Source organism: Paucilactobacillus nenjiangensis (genome assembly GCF_008632615.1).
GTDB lineage: Bacteria > Bacillota > Bacilli > Lactobacillales > Lactobacillaceae > Paucilactobacillus > Paucilactobacillus nenjiangensis.
This window is the reverse complement of record NZ_CP043939.1, coordinates 1,593,405-1,617,878: the sequence shown is the minus strand read 5'-3', so window position 1 is coordinate 1,617,878 and position 24,474 is coordinate 1,593,405. Positions and strand designations below refer to the sequence as shown.

The 24,474-nt window shown below is 37.6% G+C and carries 20 protein-coding genes and 1 other annotated feature; of the genes, 19 read left to right on the top strand and 1 reads right to left on the bottom strand.

Features of this window, described 5'->3' with window-relative positions; genetic code table 11:
* The first annotated feature begins 27 nt into the window (after nt 1–27).
* From F0161_RS08345 to cls, 9 genes are all read left to right on the top strand, one after another.
* Nucleotides 28–1,326 carry a bifunctional folylpolyglutamate synthase/dihydrofolate synthase gene (locus F0161_RS08345; RefSeq protein WP_137601576.1) on the top strand — a complete coding sequence of 433 codons (1,299 nt, stop codon included), beginning with the start codon at nt 28–30 and terminating at the stop codon, nt 1,324–1,326.
* Nucleotides 1,327–1,370: 44 nt separating this feature from the next.
* Nucleotides 1,371–1,988 (top strand): RadC family protein, encoded by a 618-nt coding sequence (radC, locus tag F0161_RS08340; protein WP_150204292.1) that lies wholly within the window; start codon nt 1,371–1,373, stop codon nt 1,986–1,988.
* Between the two features lie 158 nt (nt 1,989–2,146).
* Complete coding sequence (locus tag F0161_RS08335; RefSeq protein ID WP_137601599.1) at nt 2,147–3,148, top strand: rod shape-determining protein; 1,002 nt, start codon at nt 2,147–2,149, stop codon at nt 3,146–3,148.
* Nucleotides 3,149–3,252: 104 nt separating this feature from the next.
* Nucleotides 3,253–4,101: a rod shape-determining protein MreC gene (gene mreC / locus F0161_RS08330; protein WP_150204291.1), complete on the top strand. Its 849-nt coding sequence runs from the start codon at nt 3,253–3,255 to the stop codon at nt 4,099–4,101.
* Between the two features lie 14 nt (nt 4,102–4,115).
* Complete coding sequence (gene mreD, locus F0161_RS08325; protein WP_150204290.1) at nt 4,116–4,655, top strand: rod shape-determining protein MreD; 540 nt, start codon at nt 4,116–4,118, stop codon at nt 4,653–4,655.
* A gap of 58 nt (nt 4,656–4,713) precedes the next feature.
* Nucleotides 4,714–4,941: a binding site (T-box leader), on the top strand.
* Between the two features lie 176 nt (nt 4,942–5,117).
* Nucleotides 5,118–5,762, top strand: a complete 645-nt coding sequence (locus F0161_RS08320) for an amino acid ABC transporter permease (protein WP_137601580.1) — start codon at nt 5,118–5,120, stop codon at nt 5,760–5,762.
* A 14-nt stretch (nt 5,763–5,776) separates the two neighbouring features.
* Nucleotides 5,777–6,427, top strand: a complete 651-nt coding sequence (locus tag F0161_RS08315; RefSeq protein WP_150204289.1) for an amino acid ABC transporter ATP-binding protein — start codon at nt 5,777–5,779, stop codon at nt 6,425–6,427.
* A gap of 18 nt (nt 6,428–6,445) precedes the next feature.
* Complete coding sequence (locus tag F0161_RS08310) at nt 6,446–7,288, top strand: amino acid ABC transporter substrate-binding protein (protein WP_150204288.1); 843 nt, start codon at nt 6,446–6,448, stop codon at nt 7,286–7,288.
* 59 nt (nt 7,289–7,347) lie between these two features.
* The gene (cls, locus tag F0161_RS08305) at nt 7,348–8,793 is read left to right on the top strand and encodes a cardiolipin synthase (protein WP_150204287.1); all 1,446 of its coding nucleotides are present in this window, start codon (nt 7,348–7,350) and stop codon (nt 8,791–8,793) included.
* Nucleotides 8,794–8,889: 96 nt separating this feature from the next.
* Here cls and F0161_RS08300 read toward each other — a convergent pair whose 3' ends face one another.
* Nucleotides 8,890–10,248, bottom strand: a complete 1,359-nt coding sequence (locus F0161_RS08300) for an aspartate kinase (protein WP_150204286.1) — start codon at nt 10,246–10,248, stop codon at nt 8,890–8,892.
* 192 nt (nt 10,249–10,440) lie between these two features.
* Between F0161_RS08300 and yfmF the strand changes: the two genes are divergently transcribed.
* The 10 genes from yfmF (at nt 10,441) to ruvA (ending at nt 24,460) form a co-directional block, all read left to right on the top strand.
* On the top strand, nt 10,441–11,694 hold the full coding sequence (gene yfmF, locus F0161_RS08295) for an EF-P 5-aminopentanol modification-associated protein YfmF (RefSeq protein WP_137601585.1): 1,254 nt from the start codon (nt 10,441–10,443) through the stop codon (nt 11,692–11,694).
* A 1-nt stretch (nt 11,695) separates the two neighbouring features.
* A complete protein-coding gene (gene yfmH, locus F0161_RS08290; protein WP_150204675.1) occupies nt 11,696–12,994 on the top strand; it encodes an EF-P 5-aminopentanol modification-associated protein YfmH in 1,299 nt (432 codons plus the stop codon).
* Nucleotides 12,995–13,091: 97 nt separating this feature from the next.
* Nucleotides 13,092–14,000: a helix-turn-helix domain-containing protein gene (locus F0161_RS08285; RefSeq protein WP_137601587.1), complete on the top strand. Its 909-nt coding sequence runs from the start codon at nt 13,092–13,094 to the stop codon at nt 13,998–14,000.
* Nucleotides 14,001–14,026: 26 nt separating this feature from the next.
* Nucleotides 14,027–14,611 (top strand): CDP-diacylglycerol--glycerol-3-phosphate 3-phosphatidyltransferase, encoded by a 585-nt coding sequence (pgsA, locus tag F0161_RS08280; RefSeq protein WP_150204285.1) that lies wholly within the window; start codon nt 14,027–14,029, stop codon nt 14,609–14,611.
* A gap of 88 nt (nt 14,612–14,699) precedes the next feature.
* Nucleotides 14,700–15,941 carry a competence/damage-inducible protein A gene (locus F0161_RS08275; protein WP_150204284.1) on the top strand — a complete coding sequence of 414 codons (1,242 nt, stop codon included), beginning with the start codon at nt 14,700–14,702 and terminating at the stop codon, nt 15,939–15,941.
* Nucleotides 15,942–16,035: 94 nt separating this feature from the next.
* A complete protein-coding gene (gene recA, locus F0161_RS08270) occupies nt 16,036–17,082 on the top strand; it encodes a recombinase RecA (RefSeq protein ID WP_137601590.1) in 1,047 nt (348 codons plus the stop codon).
* Between the two features lie 418 nt (nt 17,083–17,500).
* Complete coding sequence (gene rny / locus F0161_RS08265; protein ID WP_150204283.1) at nt 17,501–19,060, top strand: ribonuclease Y; 1,560 nt, start codon at nt 17,501–17,503, stop codon at nt 19,058–19,060.
* A 147-nt stretch (nt 19,061–19,207) separates the two neighbouring features.
* Complete coding sequence (mutS, locus tag F0161_RS08260; RefSeq protein ID WP_137601600.1) at nt 19,208–21,778, top strand: DNA mismatch repair protein MutS; 2,571 nt, start codon at nt 19,208–19,210, stop codon at nt 21,776–21,778.
* A 33-nt stretch (nt 21,779–21,811) separates the two neighbouring features.
* Complete coding sequence (gene mutL, locus F0161_RS08255; protein WP_150204282.1) at nt 21,812–23,758, top strand: DNA mismatch repair endonuclease MutL; 1,947 nt, start codon at nt 21,812–21,814, stop codon at nt 23,756–23,758.
* Nucleotides 23,759–23,866: 108 nt separating this feature from the next.
* Nucleotides 23,867–24,460 (top strand): Holliday junction branch migration protein RuvA, encoded by a 594-nt coding sequence (ruvA, locus tag F0161_RS08250; protein ID WP_150204281.1) that lies wholly within the window; start codon nt 23,867–23,869, stop codon nt 24,458–24,460.
* Nucleotides 24,461–24,474: the final 14 nt, after the last annotated feature.

Sequence of the window (24,474 nt, the reverse complement as noted above, 5' to 3'; positions counted from 1 at the left end):
GCCGCGGCCATTTTTAGGAAGTTAAATATGATAAAGAACTACGAAGAAGCATTGTCGTTTATTCACGGTAGACAGAAATTTAAAAAAATACCAATCCTTGATCGGATGAGTCGTTTGATGGCACAACTGGGGAACCCACAAGATAGTTTAAAGATGGTTCATGTGACTGGGACTAATGGTAAAGGGTCAACAGTTGCCTATTTGACGTCGATTTTATTAGAACAAGGATTATCAGTGGGAACTTTCACTTCACCATTTATTACTCGTTTTAATGAGCGGGTTAGTTTGAATCGAAATCCAATCAGTAACGAAGCATTACTGAAAATTGTACAAGAGATTGAACCAATAATTTTGGACATGGATCAAGCGGATATTGATGGTGGACCAACTGAATTTGAAATTGTCACTGCCTTAATGTTTATGTATTTTGGACAAATTCAACCGGATATAGTGATTGTTGAAGTTGGCATTGGTGGCACCTATGATTCAACCAATATCATTTTGCCAATCTTGTCGATTATCACCACAGTTGGTATGGATCATATGCAAATCCTAGGTGATACATTGAGTGAAATAGCTGACCAGAAAGCAGGTATCATCAAGCCAAAAATTCCAGTGGTTTTAGGTAATGTTCCTGATGAAGCGAGACTGGTAATTGAGACGGTAGCAAATAAATCTCAGTCAGAACTAAGTGAATGGCAAAAAGATTACCAAGTAGTAACTAACAAACGAACTTCAATTTATCCACAGTATACTTTTCGCTCAGGGCGGATAAAGATGCAGCTTGAGCTATCGATGGTGGGAGAATTTCAAATTCAAAATTCTGCCATTGCAATTCAGTCGTTTTTAAAGTTAAGTCAAGTTTTAACAATGGTGCCTAGTATCAAGAGTATGAAAAAAGCAATTAAGGAAACCCGTTGGCCGGGTAGAATGGAACTCATCAATGAGCAACCGGCAATTTTTATTGATGGTGCACATAATGTTCCAGCTATCGATGCATTGATTACCACCATTGAAACCGATTTTTCTCAACAGCAGGTGTATTTGATTGTGGCAATTTTGGCGGATAAACAGGCAAAAAAAATGGTGGATAAATTATTACGATTGCCAAATGTAAAAGTGATTTTAACGTCCTTTGCGGCACCGTATAAGCAACGTCCATCAATTGATACAACTGATATTAGTGAACATTCGACGAAGTTTGACACGGTAGATTCGTGGCAAGATGGATTAGTCAAAGTGACACAGGAAATGTCATCCGATGATATTCTTATTTTTACCGGATCATTATATTTTATTTCAGAAGTTCGAAATTATTTTCACTAATTTTGGCATTTTTCATCGTACTTAATAAGTGAGGTGAATATGAAATGATTATGAGTGAATTAACGGACCAAGAATTACTAATCAAATTTTTTTCAAATAGTGAGCAAAATAGAGTAGGGGAACTGGCAAGTAATTTTTGGCGTACCTTCCCGACTCTAACTGACTTTAAGATTGCCAAACGTCAATCTAAAACGGATTTAATTGAATCCGACACGCAGTATCAGCAGCTTTTAGTGGGGATTGAACTTGGACAGCGAATTGCTCATCAATCCAGACCGGTAATTGGTAAAATATATTGTAGTCAGCAAATTGGTCTTGAGTTGGTGGAACAATTGCGTGATGACGTTCAAGAATGCTTAGTGTTGTTTTGTTTAGACGTCAAACATCAAATCGTTGCTCAACAAGTTGTTTTTAAAGGGACCTTAAGTTCATGCCCGGTGCATCCGCGAGAAATTTTTGCCTTAGCGTTAGAGCATCGCGCTGAGAGTATTTTAGTGGCTCACAACCACCCTAGTGGGAGCGTGGAGCCATCTCAGAATGATATTTTGTTTAGTAAACGGTTGGATCAGTGCGGTGATTTAATGGGTGTGGAACTACTGGATAGTTTTATTATTGGCGATGGTGATTATTTAAGTTTACGTGAAGCTGATTTATTTGATTAGATACCTTTGATTGGCTCAACAGCAATGGTTTATCCTATCCTTTTGGAAATCTTAACTTTTTATCTTTTGGAATGCGAGTGTTTCAAGTCTTACACTATGGTATAATGTTTTAGATAATTTGAAATTAAAATGTTTAAATGACGAAGGGAAGAAACAGCGTGCTTGGAATTGGAACGAAAAATATTGGAATAGATTTAGGTACTGCAAACACCATTGTCTACATGGAAGGCAAGGGTATTGTTTTGCGTGAACCTTCAGTCGTAGCCAAAAATACAAAAACTGATGATGTAGTTGCCGTTGGGCAAGAAGCCCGCGAAATGATTGGCCGTACTCCTGGTAGTATCCAGGCCATCCGTCCATTGAAAGATGGCGTAATCGCTGATTATGATACAACCATTTCGATGTTGAAATATTACATTGATAAGGTGATTGGCAAAAATGGTGGCAAGCCATTTGTAATGGTTTGTGTTCCCAGTGGAGTTACTGAAGTTGAAAAACGTGCAGTAATCGATGCCACACGCGTTGCAGGTGCCAGAGATGCTTATGTCATCGAAGAACCCTTTGCAGCAGCTGTTGGGGCCGGGTTACCTGTTATGGATCCAACTGGTAGTATGGTTGTGGATATTGGTGGCGGAACTACTGACGTTGCCACAATTTCCCTTGGTGGGATTGTTTCAAGTCGTTCAATTAGAATGGCTGGAGACAAAATGAATGATGCGATTATGTCGTACATTCGTCAAAATAAAAATCTTTTAATCGGTGAACGAACAGCCGAACAACTTAAATGGGATATTGGTTCTGCTTCAGTCGAAGCTGCTAATGATTTGGGCGTGACTGACGTTAGAGGACGTGACTTAGTTACAGGTTTGCCAAAGACTATTGAAGTTTCAGCAGTCGATGTAGCAACGGCACTTCAGGATGTTGTTTCTGAAATCATCGTTGCAATCAAAGAAACTTTGGAAGAAACTTCACCAGAAATTTCTTCTGATGTAATTGATCATGGAATTGTGTTAACTGGTGGTGGTGCTTTGTTGAAGAGCCTTCCCGAAGTCATAGCTGAAGAAACGAAAGTACCCGTATTTATTGCGAATGAACCGCTTGATTGTGTTGCTATTGGTACAGGCGAATCATTAAAGAGTATTGATGTTTTGAAAAAATAAATATTCGTTGAAGCGTAAAGCATCACGAGATATTTGGGCGGGGTTGGTACAAAACTAATGTTTTGTCCAATGCCGTCATTTTTATTTAAAAGTGGAGGATTAAAATGCAAAAATTTTTTTCAAATCGAAGATTAGTTGTTATCTTCGTTTTGCTGATACTTTGCTTTGGCTTAATGGCTGGTTCGGTTGCTTTACGAAATAAGAAATCGACGCCAACGTTAATTCAACAGTTTGGTAATGACATTGTTGGCTTCACTAATAATGTTGTCTCTTATCCAATCAGTGGGGTTAAATCCGGACTTAATTCGGTATCAGAACTGATGAATTCGTACTCAGAAAATAAAACCTTAAAAAAGCAAGTGAGTGAATTAGCACAGGTGAAGGTACGAGATCAAACCTTAGCCGATGAAAATTCTCAATTGAAAAAAGAATTGAAATTGCAAAAATCATTGACTGATTATTCCACTGTCACTGCAGCGGTCATCTCAAGAACACCTTCATCATGGCAAAGCCAAATTGTCATCAGCAAAGGACAAACCGATGGGATTCGCAAGAATATGCCTGTTTTATCTCAATCAGGTTTGATTGGGCGTGTCTCTGAAGTGAATAAGACCAATAGTAAAGTCGAGCTGCTCAGTGACTCAAATGAATCATCAAACCGATTTGCAATTCAGATTAAAACTAGTACTGGGGATGTTGTAAATGGCATCATCACAGGCTATAAAAAATCAACTGGTCAATTAATCATGGGTCAAGTGACATCAGATGCTGATATGAAGAAAAATGACAAAATTACCACTAGCGGAATGGGTGGCGTGACTCCTAAGGGACTATACGTAGGTAAAGTTGCCAAAGTTGGTAAAGATGATTACGGACTAGCCAAGAAAATATATATTACTCCTGCTACAGACTACAACGACCTTAGCGTTGTTTCCGTTGCTGAAATTGATTAGTAAAGGGGCCGGATATGTATAGATTATCTAGAATGAGGTTCATTTTTCCAATAGTGCTACTCTTAGCTTTCTTCTTAGATGGCTCTTTAAGCAGCGTGTTTAGTAGCTTTTTATTCAGCTACCCATATTCGATGGTTAGCCATTTGGTCATCTTGTGGATTGTTTTAGGGGTTATCCAAGAGGGCCGCAACACGAGAGTGACTCCTTTTACTTTCTTTGCAGCGGTGATTGGATTTCTGTTTGATACTTATTATGCTGGTATTTTAGGACTATTCGTCTTTTTATTTCCACTAATTGTCTGGGTGACCAGAATGTTATCGAAAAACTTTTCACCTACATTTTTCAATTCAATCATGATTTTTTTCATAGATATTGCATTATTAGAGTTGCTTAATTACATTGCCTATTCAATTATTGGCATTGCGAGTGCCAGCTTTGCAGATTTTGTTTTGTATACTTTAGCACCCACGTTAGCGTTAAATTTAATTTATTTTGTCGTATTCTATGTGCCAATTTCAGCGGTTTATGAGAAATATGCCAGATTACGTTCATAAAATCTTAATTTAATGATTGACATAAATTGAGTTGCATATTAACATTAGAGACAATAATTAAATGACATTGAACAGAAAAGTAAATTAGTTATCTTGCATAGAAAGTCCCTAATTGATGGAATTGGGATCAAATAATTAGTTGAAACACATCTGTGAGTTGATTTTCTGAAATAAGTAAGAAAATCCGGGTAGCCCGTTACAGCATAAGTTTAATCATTAAACTTAATGAGACTAGACTTGCGAAAGTCTAGTAATGCTGAGGTGGAACCGCGGATACGCCCTCGTAGTCAAATTGACTATGAGGGCATTTTTTATTTTAATGATTAAACTTGCTGAGGTAGGTATCGTAAGGTATTTACAAATAGGGGTGGAACCACGGTTGAAGCGTCCTCTTGAGTTAGTTGAATAACTAACTTGAGAGGATCTTTTTTGTTTAATTACCAATATTTAGGAGGATGGCACATGTCAATACACTATGTTTCAGAAATTTTACCATCATTATTCCAAGGTGCAGGGTTAACTTTGCAATTATTCTTTTGGACGTTAATTGGTTCATTACCCCTTGGTTTAATTGTCAGTTTAGGATTGAATTCCAAAATCAAACCAATTAAATGGGTCTTAGACATTTATGTCTGGTTGATGCGTGGAACGCCATTATTGTTACAATTGATTTTCGTTTTTTATGGCTTGCCTTTAATTGGAGTTGTGTTTGAACGTTATGACGCAGCAATTTTTGCTTTTATTTTAAACTATGGCGCTTACTTTGCGGAAATTTTCCGTGGTGGTCTTCAATCAATCGACCAAGGACAATATGAAGGTGCTAAAGTGCTACGTTTGAGTTATTGGCAAACGATTCGTAAAATTGTTATCCCACAGGTTTTCAGAATTGTTTTACCATCAGTCGGTAATGAAGTCATTAACTTAGTTAAAGATTCGTCATTGGTTTACGTTATCGGATTAGGTGATTTATTAAGAGCTGGTAATATCGCAACTTCCAGAGATGTTTCACTAGTACCATTGCTACTCGTCGGAGTGATTTACCTACTCATGATTGCAGTGCTCACGTATATCTTACGCAAAGTCGAACAACGATATTCATATAAATAACAGGAGGTAAACCTATGTTAGAAGTTAAAAATTTAAAAAAGAGTTTTGGTTCACGGGTCATTTTAGATGATGTCAATGTTACAGTTAAAGACCATGAAGTTTTGAGCATTGTAGGGCCTTCTGGTGCTGGGAAGACAACATTGCTACGTTGCATTGCAGGACTTGAAAAGGCTGATTCTGGAGAATTCTTGATTGACGGAGTTCCGTTTGATCCAGCAGCCAGTGACACTTCAGAAAGTGTAATTGGAGTTGTATTTCAAGATTTCAATCTGTTTCCACATTTAACGGTGTTTGACAATATAATGTTAGCTCCAACGATGGTATTGAAAAAGACTAAGGACGAAGCTAAATCAGAAGCAGAACAACTGCTGAATGATTTGGGCTTAAATGACAAAGGTGATTTATATCCCCATCAATTATCGGGTGGACAAAAACAACGGGTCGCCTTAGCTCGAGCTTTAGCCATGCATCCTAAAATCTTATGTTACGATGAACCAACATCTGCTTTGGATCCAAATTTAAGACGCGAAGTCGAAAAATTAATCTTAGGATTAAAAGAAGACGGAATGACTCAGCTGGTCGTCACTCATGATATGGATTTTGCCAAAGTGATTGCAGATGATATTTTGGAAGTTAATTCGTTAGATCAAGCAAATCAAAAATAACTACATTGGAGGCAGAAGATGAAGCAATTTAAAATTTGGTTTCTCTTGTTAGTTCTTCTAGTGCCAACAATTTTTTTGAGTGGTTGTGAGAACGTAACACAAAGAGCAAATACTGAAGATACATGGACCCATATTCAAAAACGTGGGAAAGTAATTATTGGCCTTGATGATAGCTTTGTACCAATGGGATTCCGTCAGAAAAACGGAAAATTAGTTGGATATGATATTGATTTAGCCAGAGCTGTATTTAAACAATATGGTATTAAGGTCGACTTTCAGCCAATTGATTGGTCCATGAAAGAAACAGAATTACGCAATGGAACGATTGATTTGATTTGGAATGGCTATACAATGACACCTGCCCGAGAAGGGAAAGTATTATTTAGTCGTCCATACCAACAAAATCAACAAATCTTAGTGACCAAAACTAAGTATAATGTCAACAATTTTAGCGACATGGCGGGTAAAACGTTAGGTGTTCAAAATGGTTCAACCGGGACCGCTGTACTTGATGAAAATCCTAAAATTTTGAAAAACCTAATTAAAAATCAGGAACCAGTATTGTATGACACTTTCCCGGAAGCATTTATTGATTTAAATGCTAATCGGATTCAAGGTATTTTGATGGATAAGGTTTATGCCGAATATTATATCCGCCATCAAAAGGATAGCTCATCATATAAAACCTATGAAAGCAGTCAAATTAGTTCTGAAAACTTCGCGGTCGGCATGCGACTGGGTGATAAAACATTAAAGAATAAGATTGATTCCGCACTTGGCAAAATGCAAAAAAATGGCCAATTGAAACAGATTAATGAAAAATGGTTTGGCGAGAATAGTAATTGGCTCGGTAAGCCATAATTGACACTAATTTATGGTAAAATTAATTTATTAAAAATTAATGACAGGGAGGCCGCTAAATGACGGATTTTTGGATAATAGTTGACAGTGTTGCAATTGTAAACACGCTCGTGGCTTTTATCATTGTCTTTCGTTCAAAGCGTGACATCTCGACAACTTGGGCTTGGCTACTGGTATTGTTACTATTACCAGAAGTCGGGCTTTTATTGTACTTATTTGCCGGACGTAGTTTATCGCATCGTAAGGTGTTCAATCTGCAGGCACAAGAGCCACTTGGAATTGAGCAAATTGTGGCTAATCAGAAGCTTCAAATTGATGAGAAGGAACTCTTACCTGCAAATAAGATTACCAGCAGTGCACGCGAATTAGTGCGCTTATTCTTGGAAACTGATAACGCCATTTTAACTAAAAAGAATGCAGTTAGAATCTATGCGGATGGTAATAAATTATTCGATAGTATTTTTGACGACATTCGTCAGGCAAAACACCATATCAATATTGAATTTTTTACTTGGTATGATGATCGCATTGGAAATGAATTTGTTAAAATATTAGAGAAAAAGCAACGGCATGGCGTTCAGGTTCGGGTGATTTACGATACATTTGGTTCACACGGATCAAAGCACAAATTATTTAAACATTTAGTTGAACTTGGCGGGGAAGTAGAGCCATTTCTAACGTCTAATATTTTTCCCGTCACCTTCCGTCTGAATTTTCGAATGCACCGCAAACTAGTCATCATTGACGGAGAAACAGGATATATCGGCGGATTCAATGTTGGTGATCAGTATTTGAATCGTAAAGAGAAGTTTGGTTTTTGGCGTGATACGCATTTAAGGGTCGTTGGGGATGCCGTATTGTCAATGCAAAGTCGATTCTTCTTAGATTGGAATGCAACAGCGAAACACAAAATAGATTTTGATTTAAAATATTTTCCGGCGACAAAATCAGTCGGGCAAACAAGTATGCAAATTGTTTCAAGTGGCCCTGATGATGATCGTGAAAAAATTAAACAAGGCTACGTTAAAATGATTTCAATTGCTAAAGAGTCCGTCTATATTGAATCACCGTATTTTGTACCGGACAGTAGTGTCCTTGAGGCGTTGTCAATAGCTGCTACAGCGGGAGTAGATGTCCGTTTAATAATTCCTAATGCACCTGACCATCCGTTTGTTTATCGAGCAACCGAGTATTATTCTAAGGAGTTATTATTGTCCGGGGGTAAAATTTATACTTACCAAAAAGGATTTATGCATTCAAAAATGGTAGTGATTGATGGCAAGATTGTTTCCATTGGATCGGCTAATTTTGATTTTAGATCTTTTAAATTAAGCTTTGAAGCAAATGCATTTCTTTATGACCGTGAATTCGCTAGTGCAACGGAATTGATTTTTCTTCATGATCAGGATAATTCAAAATTTTTAACGTTGGAATATTTTGAAAACCAATCTCGATGGAAGAAAATTCGGCAGAGCTTATCGCGACTGTTAGCACCAATTTTATAAGTAATAATTAATAGTGGTACTGATTAAAAAAATTAATACAAATAGGAGCCTGCGCCAAAACGTTAGTTTTGTCACAGACTCCTATTTTTAAAATTATTAGCCTAGTTTGAAGAACTCTTTGTGTAATGCTTGCACGGCTTTGTCAGCATCATCTTGGGACACACCAAACATAATTGAAAGTTCAGAAGCACCCTGATTAATCATTTGTAGAGTTACGCCAGCGTTGGCAAGTGATTGAGTGGCACGAGCCATTAGACCAACTGTATTACGCATGCCTTCACCAACCACCATCACAATCGCATAATTGTGAATAATATGCATTTCATCAGGATGAATTGCTTCTTGTAATTCAGTCATAATAGAACGTTCAATTTCTGGAGTCAGGTTACTTTCATCCATAATAATCGTGATGTCATCAATACCAGAAGGCATATGTTCATAACTGACGCCATTTTTATACAACACATTCAGAATTTTTCTTGTGAATCCAACTTCTTTATTTAATAGATATTTACTAATATACAGGCCACAGAAATTTTTAGATGCAGAGATTCCGCGCACCGGATAATTTTTATCAGGTTCGATTTTAGATGAGATCATTGTTCCTGGAGCATCAGGGTTATTGGTATTACGCACGTTAACGGAAATGTTACCTTGAATGGCGGGAATTAGAGCTTCATCGTGAAAAACAGAGAAACCAGCATATGACAATTCACGCATTTCTCGGAACGTCATGTGGGCAATTGCATGAGGACTTTCGACGACATTTGGGTTTGCTGAAAAAATGGCATCAACATCGGTAAAGTTTTCATATAAATCGGCGTCTAAACCACGAGCCATTACTGCGCCAGTAATATCAGAACCACCGCGTGAAAAAGTACAAATGTCTCCTTCAGTGTTATATGCAAAAAAGCCAGGCACAACTAAAATTTCAGTTGTTAATTTCCATTTGGCAATCCGATTGTAACTTTCGGGTAAGATTTGCGCATCATCAGGGACGTTAGTCACGACCATTCCAGCATCTGCAGGATCTAAATAACGAGCAGGAATACCTAAAGTGGTAAATACTTTGGCAATTAATTGTGCATTTAATTTTTCTCCATGAGCTTTGAAAGCTGCCATTAAATATTTATCATTTGGATATTCTTTTTTTGGTAAATCAATGACTGCTTGTTTAATTGGTGTAAAATTTTCAGTTGTTAAATTAAAGCCCTCGGCAATTTCTTGGTATCTTTTAATAATTGCTGCTTGGGTATTAGTGAAATCGTTATGCTCAATTGCTTGATTGGCGTAACGAATCAGTAAATCAGTCACTTTGGTATCAGCAGGGTTACGTTTACCAGGGGCAGAAACCACTACACACTTACGTTGTGGATCAGAACTAACTATTTTAATTACTTTTTTTATTTGGTCGCTGTCTGCTAGCGAACTCCCACCAAATTTGATTACTTTCACAATCACACTCTCCTCGTCTATACGTTAGGTATAATAATATCAAACCATATATCTACTTACAATTAATCTCAAAAAATAATCTCATTTAATTTTAATGTAGGTGGAAATATATTTGTAATTTTTGTCATAATAACGTAGTATTGTTGAGCGTGTGTGAAAAAAGATTGATATAAATATGACGGAGGCAAACATTTGCATTTTAACTTAACTGAAGGTGTTGACTTAAGCATTATCAAAACAAGTCAATTTAAAACAAATCAAATTATCGTAAATTTCGCGACAACTCAAACTGAAAAATATATTACTGCTAGAAGTTTACTAGCTGATGTCATGGAAACCAGTACTCAAAAATATCCCACCCAAACTGCTTTAGCTCGTCGTGAAGCGGAATTATATGGTATGTATTTAGGCACCAATGCTAGCCGAATCGGAAACTTACATAACATTAAAATTAGGGCCAGTTTTTTAAATGATCAGTATTCACAATCAGGTTTATTAAATCAAGTCATTGAAACGCTTGGCGAGTTGATTTTTCGTCCGTTAGTTAATGACGGTAAATTTGATGAAGCCACATTTAATACACAAAAAACCAATTTGGCCAGTTCAATTACTTCACTTAATGACGACAAACAATATTATGCTTCAATGGAATTAAGAAAATTATTTTTTGATAATGATAGTGCAATGCAAATACCTAGTTTTGGTCGTGTTTCTGACTTGGAAGGGTTAACTGCCGCAAAGCTGGTTGATGTCTATCAAGAAATGATTACTCACGACAAAATTAATATTGTTTTATTAGGCGATGTTGATGAACAACAAGCGCTGGCTGACTTCAGTCAACTAAAATTTAGTCCTCGTGAAATTAAAGATACGACAGTTTTATATCGACAAGCCTTGCATGAAGTATTCGAAAAAGAAGAAAAACAAGAGTTAAAACAGTCAAAATTAAATTTGGCGTATCGTCTGCCTGTTTATTTTCAAGACACAAAATATTACGCAGCAATTGTAATGAACGGGATTTTAGGTGGAACACCGTTATCGAAACTATTTGTCAACGTCCGTGAAAAGGAAAGTTTGGCCTATTATGCAAATAGCAATTTCAATGCTTTTAATGGGGTCTTAACCATTCAAACTGGGATTGAATCACAGAACAAGGGCAAAGCCATCAAATTGATTAAGCAGCAAGTGGCAGCGGTTGAATTAGGTGATTTTTCTGACGAGTTGTTACAAGAAGTTAAAGATGGTCTCGTGCATCATTTCCTTTCAGGCTTAGATTCCTCAAGTAACGGTGCGGAACGAGCTTTGATGAATGATATGTTTGATAATGAAAAAACAATCGATGAAGTTGTTGGTGCAATCAACGCGGTAGATGCAGATGCTGTAGTGGAAGTCGCAAAACTTCTCAAATTACAAGCAGTGTATTTCTTAAATGGAGAAAGTATATAACATGGAAAAACATCAGTATTCAAGATTTAATGAAACTATTTATTCTCAAAAAATGGACAATGGATTGTTAGTTCAAGTTTTACCCAAAAAGGATTTTCATAAAGCTTACGCGATTTTGACCGTCGATTTTGGTTCAATTGACCGCACCTTTGTTCCTAAGGGACAAAATGACATGATTACAATTCCAGATGGAATTGCACATTTTTTGGAACATAAAATGTTTGAAAAAGAGGATCACGATGCCTTTGATTTATTTGGCAAATTAGGCGCAGATTCAAATGCATTTACTAGCTTTACTCAAACAAGCTATTTGTTTTCTGGCAGTGATCATATTCATGAAAATCTAGATGTATTATTGGATTTTGTTCAAGACCCATATTTTTCTGCTAAAACAGTTGAAAAAGAAAAAGGTATTATTGGTCAAGAAATTAGTATGTACGATGATGATCCAAATTGGCGCTTATATTTCGGCATTTTGGGAAATCTATATCCACAAGATCCAATGCACATTGACATTGCCGGAACCAAAGAATCAATCGCAAAAATCAGTGCTGATGATTTATATACCACTTACAACACCTTCTATCAGCCTAATAATATGAATTTGTTCATTGTTGGTAACGTTGAACCTGAAGCGACAATCCAGTGGGTTGAGGCTAACCAACAAGCTAAACAGTTTGACGAACCAACCGATGTTGAAGTCTCTTTTGAATTGAACGCGCCTGATGGGTCAGATGTAATACCGTTTAGAACACTTGAAATGGACGTTTCACGACCAAAAGTCATGGTGGGCATTAGAGGGCTAAAAGAAATAGAACCAGGCCGAGAAGGACTAAAATATCGAATTGCAGTTGAATTGCTACTAGATACTTTGTTTGATGACACATCAGATAAGTATTTAGAATTGTATGACAATGGCACGATTGATGATTCATTCAGTTATAATTTTGAAATGCAACGTGGCTTCCATTTTGCTTATTTTAGTGCTGATACAGATGATACAGAGCGCTTTTCTGACGAAATTGTGGATATTTTAGAACATGCAAATGATTATTTAGTGCAAGGCCAAGATCGCTTTGAAAACGTAAAACGTTCAATCTTGGGACGAATGATAGGGATGATGGACTCTCCTGAAGCCATTGCCAATAGATATGCCGGCAAATTATTCGGCAATACGAATTTACTAGATGAAGTTGAAATTTTAGAATCTGTCACGTTTGACGATGTGTTGAGTGTTATTCCGGAATTTATTCAACCTGCTGGTATATCAGTATTCCATATTATTCCTCGGAATAACTAAAGAAAATTTCAATGTTTTTTCAATCATTTGCACTCTCAAATGTGATATACTTTCGTTCGTAATGGTGAATAATACAGTATTGGAGATATCGAGATAAATGGATAACAATGAAGTTGGTCAAATCGGCCGTAAATTACGTGATGCCCGTGTTGCCAAGGGACTCACACTTGATGATTTACAACAAACCACGAAGATTCAAAAGAGATTTTTAATTGCCATTGAAGACGAAAATTTTGATGAATTGCCAGGTGATTTTTATGTCCGGGCATTTATTAAACAATATGCTGAAACTGTCGGATTAGATGGTGAAGCATTATTGCAAGAATTTAATGAACAACTTCCTGATGTTCATTCTGTTGAATATGAAGAAAAAATTACTGAAAATGAACCGGCAACTCGATCAAGTAAAACTAAAACTTCTAGTGGACTGGATAACTTGCGTCAATACATTCCAACGGTGATTGTCGTCGTGATTGTCATTGCCATTTTGGGTGCGATTTGGTTGACTGCAATCCATAGTCGTTCAAATAATAAGAGCACTAATGCTGATAGCAGTTCTGTGTCTGTATCAAGTAGCTCTACGAAGAAAACTTCTTCAAGCAGTAAGAAGGCCAGTTCTTCAAGCAAATCAGAATCGAAAAAAGATTCTAGTTCAAGTGCTTTAAAAGTCACTGCCGCATCACGTACTAGCAGTGCAGCAACATTTAATGTGACTGGTAAAGTTTCAAGTGATTATACTTTAGGCTTGTCAGCGACGGAATCATCATGGTTACAAGTAACTTCAGGTGGTTCAACGCTTTATAGTGGGACTCTTGAAAGCGGCGGCTCAAAGAGTGTTAAAGTTGATAGTTCTGCTACTTCAATTACACTATCAGTGGGTAATGGTGCAGGTACCAAGGTTAAATTGAATGGGAAAACACTAGATATCACAGATTCTGGAACATATCCTAATGTTAGAACTGTGACAATCCAATTGAATGGCACCTCATCAAGTTCATCTAATTAAAAATTTTTATTACTGGAGGGTTTGGTTTGAATTTACCAAATAAGTTAACTGTATTACGTTTAATTGCAATTCCTTTTTTCTTGTTACTGTTAGTTTTACCACTCGATTGGGGAACTATCTCGTTTGCAGGGGCTACGGTTCCGGTCACTCAATTAGTTGCTGCCATTATTTTCTTAGCAGCAGTTATTACTGATAACTTGGATGGAATTATTGCCAGAAAGTATCACTTGATTACAAACTTCGGTAAGTTCACAGATCCGTTGGCTGACAAACTGTTGGTTATGACTGCATTTATCATGTTGACTTCAATGAATGTTGTTCCAGCTTGGGTTACTGTCGTCATTATTTGGCGTGAATTAGCCGTTACTGGTCTTCGCTTATTGATTGTTGAAACCAACGGTGAAGTGTTAGCTGCTAAAATGCCTGGAAAAATAAAAACAGTTAGTCAATTTATTGCAATTTTGTTCTTACTGTTAGACAATATGTTTTTCGCTCTTGCCAATATTCCATTTGGTGAAATTATGCTTTATGTATGCTTATTCTTCACGGTATATTCTGGCATCGATTATTTTGTCAAAGGTCGTTCTGTTTTTTCAGATGGCTTAAAATAAACAAACCAACTGAGAAATTAAATATTTCTCAGTTTTTTTGTCAAAAAAATCAATTTTTTTCGTATTTAACTAGTGTAAGGAGGAAAATATGCAAGCTGAGATAATTTCAATTGGGACAGAGTTGTTACTTGGACGAATTGTGAACTCCAACGCAAAATACATTGCTGCAAAATTGGCTGATATCGGAATTGAGGTTAGGTATCAAACAACGATTGGCGATAATCCTGCTCATATTCAAGAAGCTTTGAAGATTGCGAGTCAACGCAACGATTTGATTATTATGAGTGGTGGATTGGGTCCCACATTGGATGATATGACGAAACCTGCCGTTGCTGAATTCCTCAAAACAAATTTAATTCTTGATGATCAGCAATTAGACCGAATTAAGCAAAAATTTGTGGAGCAGAATCGTCAATTTGTCGAAACCAATATTAGGCAAGCCCAGTACTTGGCCGGTGGACAGAAACTGTTAAATCATCACGGTTTGGCTCTTGGAGACTTTTATCAAAATGAGGCCGGAACTGATGTGGTGTTATTACCAGGTCCGCCATCTGAGATGGAACCAATGATGGATGAACTCGTACCAATTTTGATTGATAGCTATCACCTTAAACATCAATTGATTTCGACCGTAATGAAATTTTACGGTATTTCTGAATCACAATTAATGTCTGAATTGGATGATTTAGTAAGTGAGTCAAGTCGAGTTTCGATTGCATCTTATGGAAAAGGTAATGAGATATGGTTACGGCTAACTATTTTTGATGATGGACAAGATGATGCTCAGCAAATAATTGATCAGGTACAACAGACCATTGCACAGCGCTTTCCGAGTTATTACTTTTCAGATAACGTTCAAGAAAGTTTAGCTGCAATTGTAGTTGAGTTGCTTAAATCAAAGCACAAGACAATTACCGCCGCTGAGAGTTTAACAGCAGGAATGTTTCAAAGCACAATTGCTTCAGTGCCTGGTGCATCTCAAATTTTCACAGGTGGGTTTGTGACTTATTCGAATCAAGTTAAGGAACAGCTACTTGGTATTCCGGCAGAAATTATTAATCAAAATGGCGTGGTTAGCGCAGAAACTGCCATATATATGGCAGATAATTCCAGTAAAATTATGCATTCAAATATTGGAGTTTCCTTCACGGGCGTAGCTGGGCCAGATAGTTTAGAAGGCAACCCGGCAGGGACAGTTTGGTTAGGTTTAGCAGGCTTTGGAGAGACAATTACAAAAAAAATTCAATTTGCTACAACAGAATCGCGTAAATCAATTAGAGAAAAAAGTGTTATGTCTGCGTTGCAAATGATTTGGTTACAATTAAAATAAAATACGAACCTTTGTTCGATTTTTCTTGCATTTTTATTTCTAACTGATATGATAGTTAAGAGAGATTTACCCCAATCTGAGGAGGAACGAAAAATTGGCAGATCAACGTCAAGCAGCTTTAGATGCTGCTCTTAAAAGAATTGAAAAGAATTTCGGTAAGGGATCTATTATGCGAATGGGTGAAAAAAGTGACATGAATGTCGCTACCGTTTCCAGTGGATCACTTGCACTTGATGAAGCTCTTGGAGTAGGTGGATACCCTAAGGGACGGATTATTGAAATGTATGGCCCTGAAAGTTCTGGTAAAACAACCGTTGCGCTTCATGCAGTTGCAGAAGTTCAGGCAAAAGGTGGAACAGCTGCCTATATCGATGCTGAAAATGCCATGGATCCAAAATATGCTGAAGCTTTAGGTGTTAATATTGACGATTTATTACTTTCTCAACCAGATACTGGTGAAGAAGGCTTGGAAATTGCTGATGCTTTAATTTCTAGTGGAGCCATCGATATTGTTGTCGTTGATTCCGTTGCTGCACTTGTACCTCGTGCAGAAATTGAAGGAGAAATGGGTGATGCCCATGTCGGACTTCAAGCACGATTGATGTCACAAGCACTACGTAAGTTATCAGGATCTATTAATCAAACCAAAACGATTGCAATTTTCATTAATCAAATTCGTGAAAAAGTTGGGGTTATGTTTGGTAACCCTGAAACAACGCCTGGTGGTCGTGCACTGAAGTTCTATTCTACTGTCCGACTTGAAATCAGACGTGGGGAACAAATCAAGGATGGCACTGAAGTTATCGGTAACCGTACCAAGATTAAAGTTGTTAAAAATAAGGTCGCACCTCCTTTCCGCCGTGCCGAAGTTGATATCATGTACGGACAAGGAATCTCTAAGACTGGTGAATTGCTCGATATGGCAGTTGAAAAAGACTTGGTTAACAAGAGTGGTGCCTGGTATTCATACGGTGATGACCGAATTGGTCAGGGCCGTGAGAATGCAAAACAATATTTTGCTGATAACCCTGCAGCAATGGCAGAGTTGAATGCCAAGGTTCGTGCAGCTTATGGAATGGATGGTATCAGTGATACAGCTGCTGAACCAGAAGTAAGCGAACAACCAGCAGAACAAGAATAATTAATTGGAGTTGTGTGACATCAGTCGAACAAATCATGGATATCGTGTAGTGTTTTGACTTATCGAACTGATTCGTAAATAGTTTATATCAAAAGATGGAGTTGTTGAACAAAACGTTAGTTTTATTCTGCGGCTCCTCTTTTGTTGTCTTTTATCGATAAATATAAAAAAATTTATTATGACTATCAGAGTTCGGATTAAGTAATCAAAACGTTACTTAATTAGGCTTTAAGCAAAAATTAATGTTAAAAAGCATATGAAAATATTAAATCAGCTTTGTTTGTTGTTCATACAATTTATTGACATGCCATCCACTCAAGATTAAAATTAAGTGTGTGTGAATAATCATTTAACACATTCAAAAATTTTAAGATTATTAACCAAACAACAAATTAATAAGTGATGCGGAGGTGAAACAATGAGTGCTTTAAGCATAGTTCTCGCCGCGATCGCTATAGTTGTCGGTGGTGCAATTGGCTACTTCGTCCGTAAGTCAACTTACGAACAAAAAGTAGATCAAGCACGTAATAGTGCCGAAGGAATTATCTCGAGTGCAAAAAAGGACGCTGAGACTGCCAAGAAAGAAGCTATTATCGAGGCTAAAGAGGAGAGTCATCAGTATCGGGCTAGCATTGAAGAAGAATTAAAAGAACGTAGATCTGAATTGCAAAAACAAGAGGATCGACTCCTTCAACGTGAAACAACCTTGGATCACAAAGATAACGCCATTGAAAAACGCGAAAATGTTCTAAGTGAGCGAGAACAAGAAAATGCAACACGCAAAGAACAAATTCAAACAGATCAACAACATGTAACTGAATTAATTGAACAACGACAGGCCGACTTACAAGCTGTTGCTGAAATGTCTAAAGATGATGCGAGAACATTGATTTTAGATGATGTGAAATCGCACCTTACTCACGAACGAGAAGTTATGATTCGTGATAGTGAACAGGAAGCAGCAGCAGTTGCCGATAAAAAAGCAAAAGAGTTAATTGTTTCTGCTATTCAACGAAGTGCGGCAGACATGGTATCTGAAACAACCGTTTCAGTTGTTACTTTGCCAAATGATGACATGAAAGGCCGAATTATTGGTCGTGAAGGTCGTAATATTCGTACCTTAGAAACATTAACGGGAATCGATTTAATCATTGATGATACTCCTGAAGCTGTCGTTTTAAGCGGATTTGATCCGATTAGACGTGAAATTGCTAAGATGGCCCTTGAGAAACTGATTCAAGACGGAAGAATTCATCCGGCACGAATTGAAGAGGCGGTAGAAAAAGCTCAAAAAGACATGGATCAACAGCTTCGTGAAGCTGGGGAACAAACAGTCTTTGACTTGGGAGTGCATTCTATCCATCCAGATTTAATCAAGATTATTGGACGCATGAAGTATCGAACTAGTTATGGTCAAAACGTATTAAATCATTCAATTGAAGTTGCTAAGATTGCTGGCATTATGGCTGGCGAACTTGGTGAAGACGTTACTTTAGCTAAGCGCGCAGGGTTACTACACGATATAGGTAAAGCAGTTGATCATGAAGTTGAAGGTTCACACGTAGAATTAGGTGTTGAATTAACAACGAAGTACAAGGAAAATTCTGTGGTAATTAATACCATCGCTTCTCATCATGGAGATGTCGAACCAGAATCCATTATTGCTGTACTTGTGCAAACCGCGGATGCAATTTCTGGAGCCCGTCCAGGAGCAAGAAGCGAATCGCTCGAGAATTATATTCAAAGATTGAAACAATTGGAAACTATTGCTAACAAGCATGCTGGCGTGGATCATAGTTATGCAATCCAAGCCGGACGTGAAGTTCGTGTAATGGTAGAGCCAAAAAACGTTTCAGATTTGGAAGCAACAGCCTTGTCTCATGATATTAAGAATGAGATTGAAGATGAACTTGAATATCCAGGCCATATTAAAGTGACTGTTATTCGTGAAGTTCGCGCAATTGATTACGCAAAGTAAGGATTGTCCCAGAATTTTCTGGGCAATCCTTTTTTGTCGCCTGGGTAAATTTATACTTTAAATCGTAAATCGTGGTAAAATTATATGAGTATTTCCAAATGACAGATGAGGTGAATTTGCGTGCCACAAAAAACTAAAGAAACGCCGATGATGCAACAATATCAGGCGATTAAAGATCAATATCAAGATGCATTTTTATTTTATCGACTCGGAGATTTTTACGAGTTATTTAATGATGATGCAATTAAAGGTTCTCAAATTCTTGAGCTAACGTTAACGACACGAAATAAAAGTGCGGTTGATCCAATTCCAATGTGTGGAGTACCTCACCATGCTGCAGAAAATTATATTGATATTTTAGTTGATAAGGGCTATAAGGTCGCGGTTTGTGAACAAGTTGAAGATCCCAAAGAAGCTAAAGGGATGGTAAAACGTGAAGTTACCCGATTAGTCACTCCTGGAACACAAATGGATGTCAAAGGTGACCAAACACATGACAACAATTATTTAACGGCGATTATGTCAGAGGATAAAAGTTTTGGCCTAGCTTATACCGACTTATCAACTGGTGAATTAAAGACAACATTTTTGTCAGACCAAAATGCAGTTTTAAACGAGATGATTAATCTAAGAACTAAAGAAGTTGTTGTTGACGACTCAATTAATGATGAATTAATCAATAAAATTACTCAGCAATCAATCTTAATCTCACATCAAAATTCAATTTCAGAAAGCTCAGAATTAAATTTTCTAATTCAAGATCTGGATCAATCAACTGAAGAACACGTGGTAGGATTACTTATTTCGTATTTAATCACAACACAAAAAAGAGCCTTAGATCACTTACAACGTGCCGTTTCATACGAGACTTCCTATTTTCTCAAAATGGATCATTATTCTAAGTACAATTTGGAACTAACCACAAATATACGAAGTGGTAAAAAACAAGGTACTTTAAGTTGGTTGTTGGATGAAACTAGAACAGCGATGGGGAGCCGATTGCTAAAACAATGGCTTGACCGTCCATTATTAGATCAGTCAGCCATCGAAAGCCGACAAGATAAGGTTCAAGAGTTACTCAACCATTATTTTGAACGCAGTAATTTACAAGAAGAGTTAACCAAAGTTTATGATTTAGAAAGGTTGGCCGGTCGAGTCGCTTATGGGAGCGTTAATGGTCGTGATTTGATTCAATTGTTAACCTCACTTGAACAAATTCCAAAGATTAGTTATGTGCTAGAAAGTCTTGATTCTGAAACTTTCAACACTTTACTCAAAGGAATGGATCCATTGACTGATATTGCTGACTTGATTAAGGAATCTATCGCGGAAGAACCACCAGTCTCAATTACGGATGGTGGAGTAATCAAAGATGGCTATAATGAAAAACTTGATAAATACCGTGATGCAATGAAAAATGGTAAACAATGGATTGCTAACTTGGAGGCCCAAGAAAGAGCAGCAACTGGTATCAGCAACCTTAAAATCGGTTTTAACCGTGTTTTTGGCTACTATATTGAAGTATCAAAGGGAAATGTTGATAAACTTGCTGAGGGACGTTACGAGCGTAAACAGACACTAACAAATGCCGAACGGTTTGCAACTCCAGAGTTGAAAGAACGCGAGACTTTAATTTTAGAAGCTCAAGACAAATCTACAGCGCTGGAATATGAGCTATTTACTCAAATTCGTGAAAACGTGAAATCATCAATAGCTAGATTGCAAAAGCTCGCCAAAGTAGTTTCTGAATTAGACGTCATTCAAAGCTTTGCGGTGGTCAGTGAAACGTATCATTTTGTTCGCCCAGAATTTAGTGCGGAACATAACCTGTCAATCACCGACGGACGCCATCCGGTCGTAGAAAAATTTATGGGGCATCAGTCGTATGTGCCGAACGACGTATCAATGGACAGTGAAACGAACATCTTGTTGATTACTGGTCCAAATATGTCTGGTAAGAGTACGTATATGCGTCAATTAGCCTTGACAGTTGTGATGGCACAAATGGGTTGCTTTGTACCAGCTAAAGCGGCCACACTTCCAATCTTTGATCAAATATTTACACGAATTGGGGCAGCCGATGATTTGGTTTCTGGACAAAGTACCTTCATGGTTGAAATGCAGGAAGCCAATAATGCACTCAGTCATGCCAGCTCAAATAGCTTGATTTTATTTGATGAACTGGGTCGAGGAACCGCGACTTTTGATGGGATGGCATTGGCGCAATCAATTATTGAATATTTGCATGAAAAAGTTCACGCTAAGACTTTATTTTCAACCCATTATCATGAATTGACAGTTTTAGATAAGTCTCTTGAAAACTTAAAAAATGTTCATGTGGGCGCCGTTGAAAAGAACGGAGAATTGGTCTTTTTACACAAGGTGGAAGATGGACCGGCAGATCAATCATATGGGATCCATGTTGCTAAATTGGCCGGGATGCCTCAGTCTCTGTTGGCTCGCGCCACTTCAATTTTGTCTCAATTAGAGGGCGAAGAAGTAACCATTCCAGATGCGGTTCATGAAACTGTTGAGGAACCCAAAGCTGCAACCAAAGAACCTGACGAAACAAAAGGTCAAATGGAATTATTCCAAACAGTGGAGCTTGATCCAAAGTATGAACAAGTGATTGAACAAATTAAAAAATTAAATCTGATGTCCATGACGCCTATGGATGTTATGAATGTAATTTATGAATGGCAAAAGGAAATTTTATAAGCTCAAATATTAAGCTGGAAAGGGGACCAATTAATGGCAAAAATTCATGAACTGACAGAGGTCCTCGCTGATCAAATTGCGGCTGGAGAAGTGATTGAACGTCCAGCGTCGATTGTGAAAGAATTGGTCGAAAATTCAGTTGATGCCCACAGTCGACAAATTGACATTATTGTTGAAAATTCAGGCTTTGATAGTATCAGAATTATTGATGATGGCGATGGTATCGAATCAGACGACGTCTTTACTGCATTTAAGAGGCATGCAACCAGTAAAATTAGTTCGCGACAGGATTTATTTAAAGTAGCTTCCTTAGGTTTCCGAGGCGAAGCCTTACCAAGCATTGCGTCGGTTTCAGATGTCACAATGATTACCTCAAACGGAACTGATTCCGGGACGGAAATTAATATTCGCGGTGGTGAAATTATTAAGCACTCGGTGGCCGCAGTTCGCCAAGGTACGGATATTTTCATGAAAGATTTATTTTTCAATACACCGGCCAGATTGAAATATTTAAAATCACCCCAAACCGAATTAGCTCAAATCACTGATATTGTCGATCGATTAGCTCTAGGCAACCCGGATGTGGCGATTACGTTTACTCATAATCAGCATGAAATTTTAAGAACGGCTGGTAATGGTAATTTACAACAAGTGATTGCTGCAATTTACGGGATTTCAAATGCTCGACAAATGGTATACTTTGAAAATGAAGATGCTGATTTCCGGGTAACGGGATATACGTCCTTACCAGCCGTCACCCGAGCATCGCGTCAATACATCACGATTCTGATTAATCGTCGTTATATTCGGAATTACCAGCTCACCAGATCAATTATTCAAGGGTACGGTTCTAAGTTAATGGTGGGTCGTTATCCAATTAGTGTGATTAACATCGAACTGGATCCAATTTTAGTTGATGTAAACGTCCATCCAGCTAAGAGAGAAGTTCGAATTAGCAAAGAAGACCAACTGGGGCAATTGATTGCTACCGCCTTACAAGAATCGATTGCTCAAGAAAATTTGATACCGGATGCCTTAGGTGAGTTAAATACGGAAGAAAAAGTTGATTTTGATGATTTAAAATCCAGCCTCAATGATGCTTCTAGTAGCTATACTGCGCCCAAAATTACAACGCAAGAAACTGCTGATCCAACCATCGTTGAACCGGTTGCGCCCATTACGATTGTTAAATCAGATGAATTAACTGATCCGTTGGTTAAAAATTTTGATGAAAAATATCATGCTGAAACCGGAGTTTCTGTTTTTGGTGATGGACAACCGGAGCCTGAAGTTGAGCATCAACAAGAGAATCTTGAATTAGATTTAAACGATAAAACTGATCGAAGTAAAGAACGGTTTCCTGAATTACAGTTTATTGGTCAGTTTCGTGGGACTTTTTTGTTGGCCTCCGCAGCGGATGGCTTATACTTAGTCGATCAACATGCCGCCCAAGAACGCATTAATTATGAGTATTATCGTGAAGAAATCGGCAAAGTTAGTGAAGATGCGCAAACGATGTTGGTACCGATTGTCTTAGATTATCCAACTGCTGATGCAATGATGATTATGGAACATATGGAAGTTTTGAAAAGTTTAGGGCTGGAATTGGAACCCTTTGGACAAAACAGTTTTGTGGTTCACCAACATCCTACGTGGTTTAAGCAAGGACAAGAAGAGTCAACAATTCGAGAAATGGTTGATTGGATTATTACAGATGGTCATTTAACCGTGGCTCAATTTCGTGAGAAGACGGCCATTATGATGAGCTGTAAACGAGCGATTAAAGCCAACCATTATCTGAATGATGATCAAGCTAAAGCGCTGTTGGTCGCGCTACCTAAATGCGAGAATCCTTTTAATTGTCCTCATGGTCGACCAGTCGTCATTCAATTTAGTGAACCAGAACTTGAAAAAATGTTTAAACGAATTCAAGACTCACACAGTGCCTATGCTGGTGAATTTAATGACCATGAGTTTTAAGTTGATTGTGGACTAATTTAACAGATTAGATGATAAATCTCTTCTGTGCCATACATAACTTTATGATAGAATTATTAAAGTAAATTTAGGGAAGAGTAGGAATACCAATTGTACGAATATCTAGAAGGTAAAATCACAATTGTCACGCCAAGCTATATTGTTGTTGACGTACAAGGGGTCGGCTATCGAGTATTAACTGCTAACCCATACCGATACACTGAAGATTCAGTGGTAAGGGTTTATATTTATCAAGCAGTCCGCGAAACAGAGCTAACCTTATTTGGGTTTGTTGACCAAGCGGAAAAGCAGCTATTTGAGCAACTAATTAACGTGTCAGGAATTGGTCCCAAGAGTGCACTCGCTATTTTAGCCAATGCAGACCACAGTGGATTAATCAATGCGATTGCGAATGATGACGCGGCATATCTGACTAAGTTTCCAGGTGTTGGTAAAAAAACAGCTGGTCAAATTGTTTTAGATTTGAAGGATAAAATTTTACAGCTAGATACTGGAAGTCAAAACAGCAGTGAAATTGTCAAAGTGTCAAATGATATCTTGGCATTATCAGATGCATTATCGGCACTTGAATCACTGGGATATCGGACTAAAGATGTCGAAAAAGTCGCAAAAAAATTACGTGAGATTCCAGAAACTACCACGGATGATTATTTACGACAAGGCTTAACATTATTAACCAAATAGATGAAGGGAGGTCG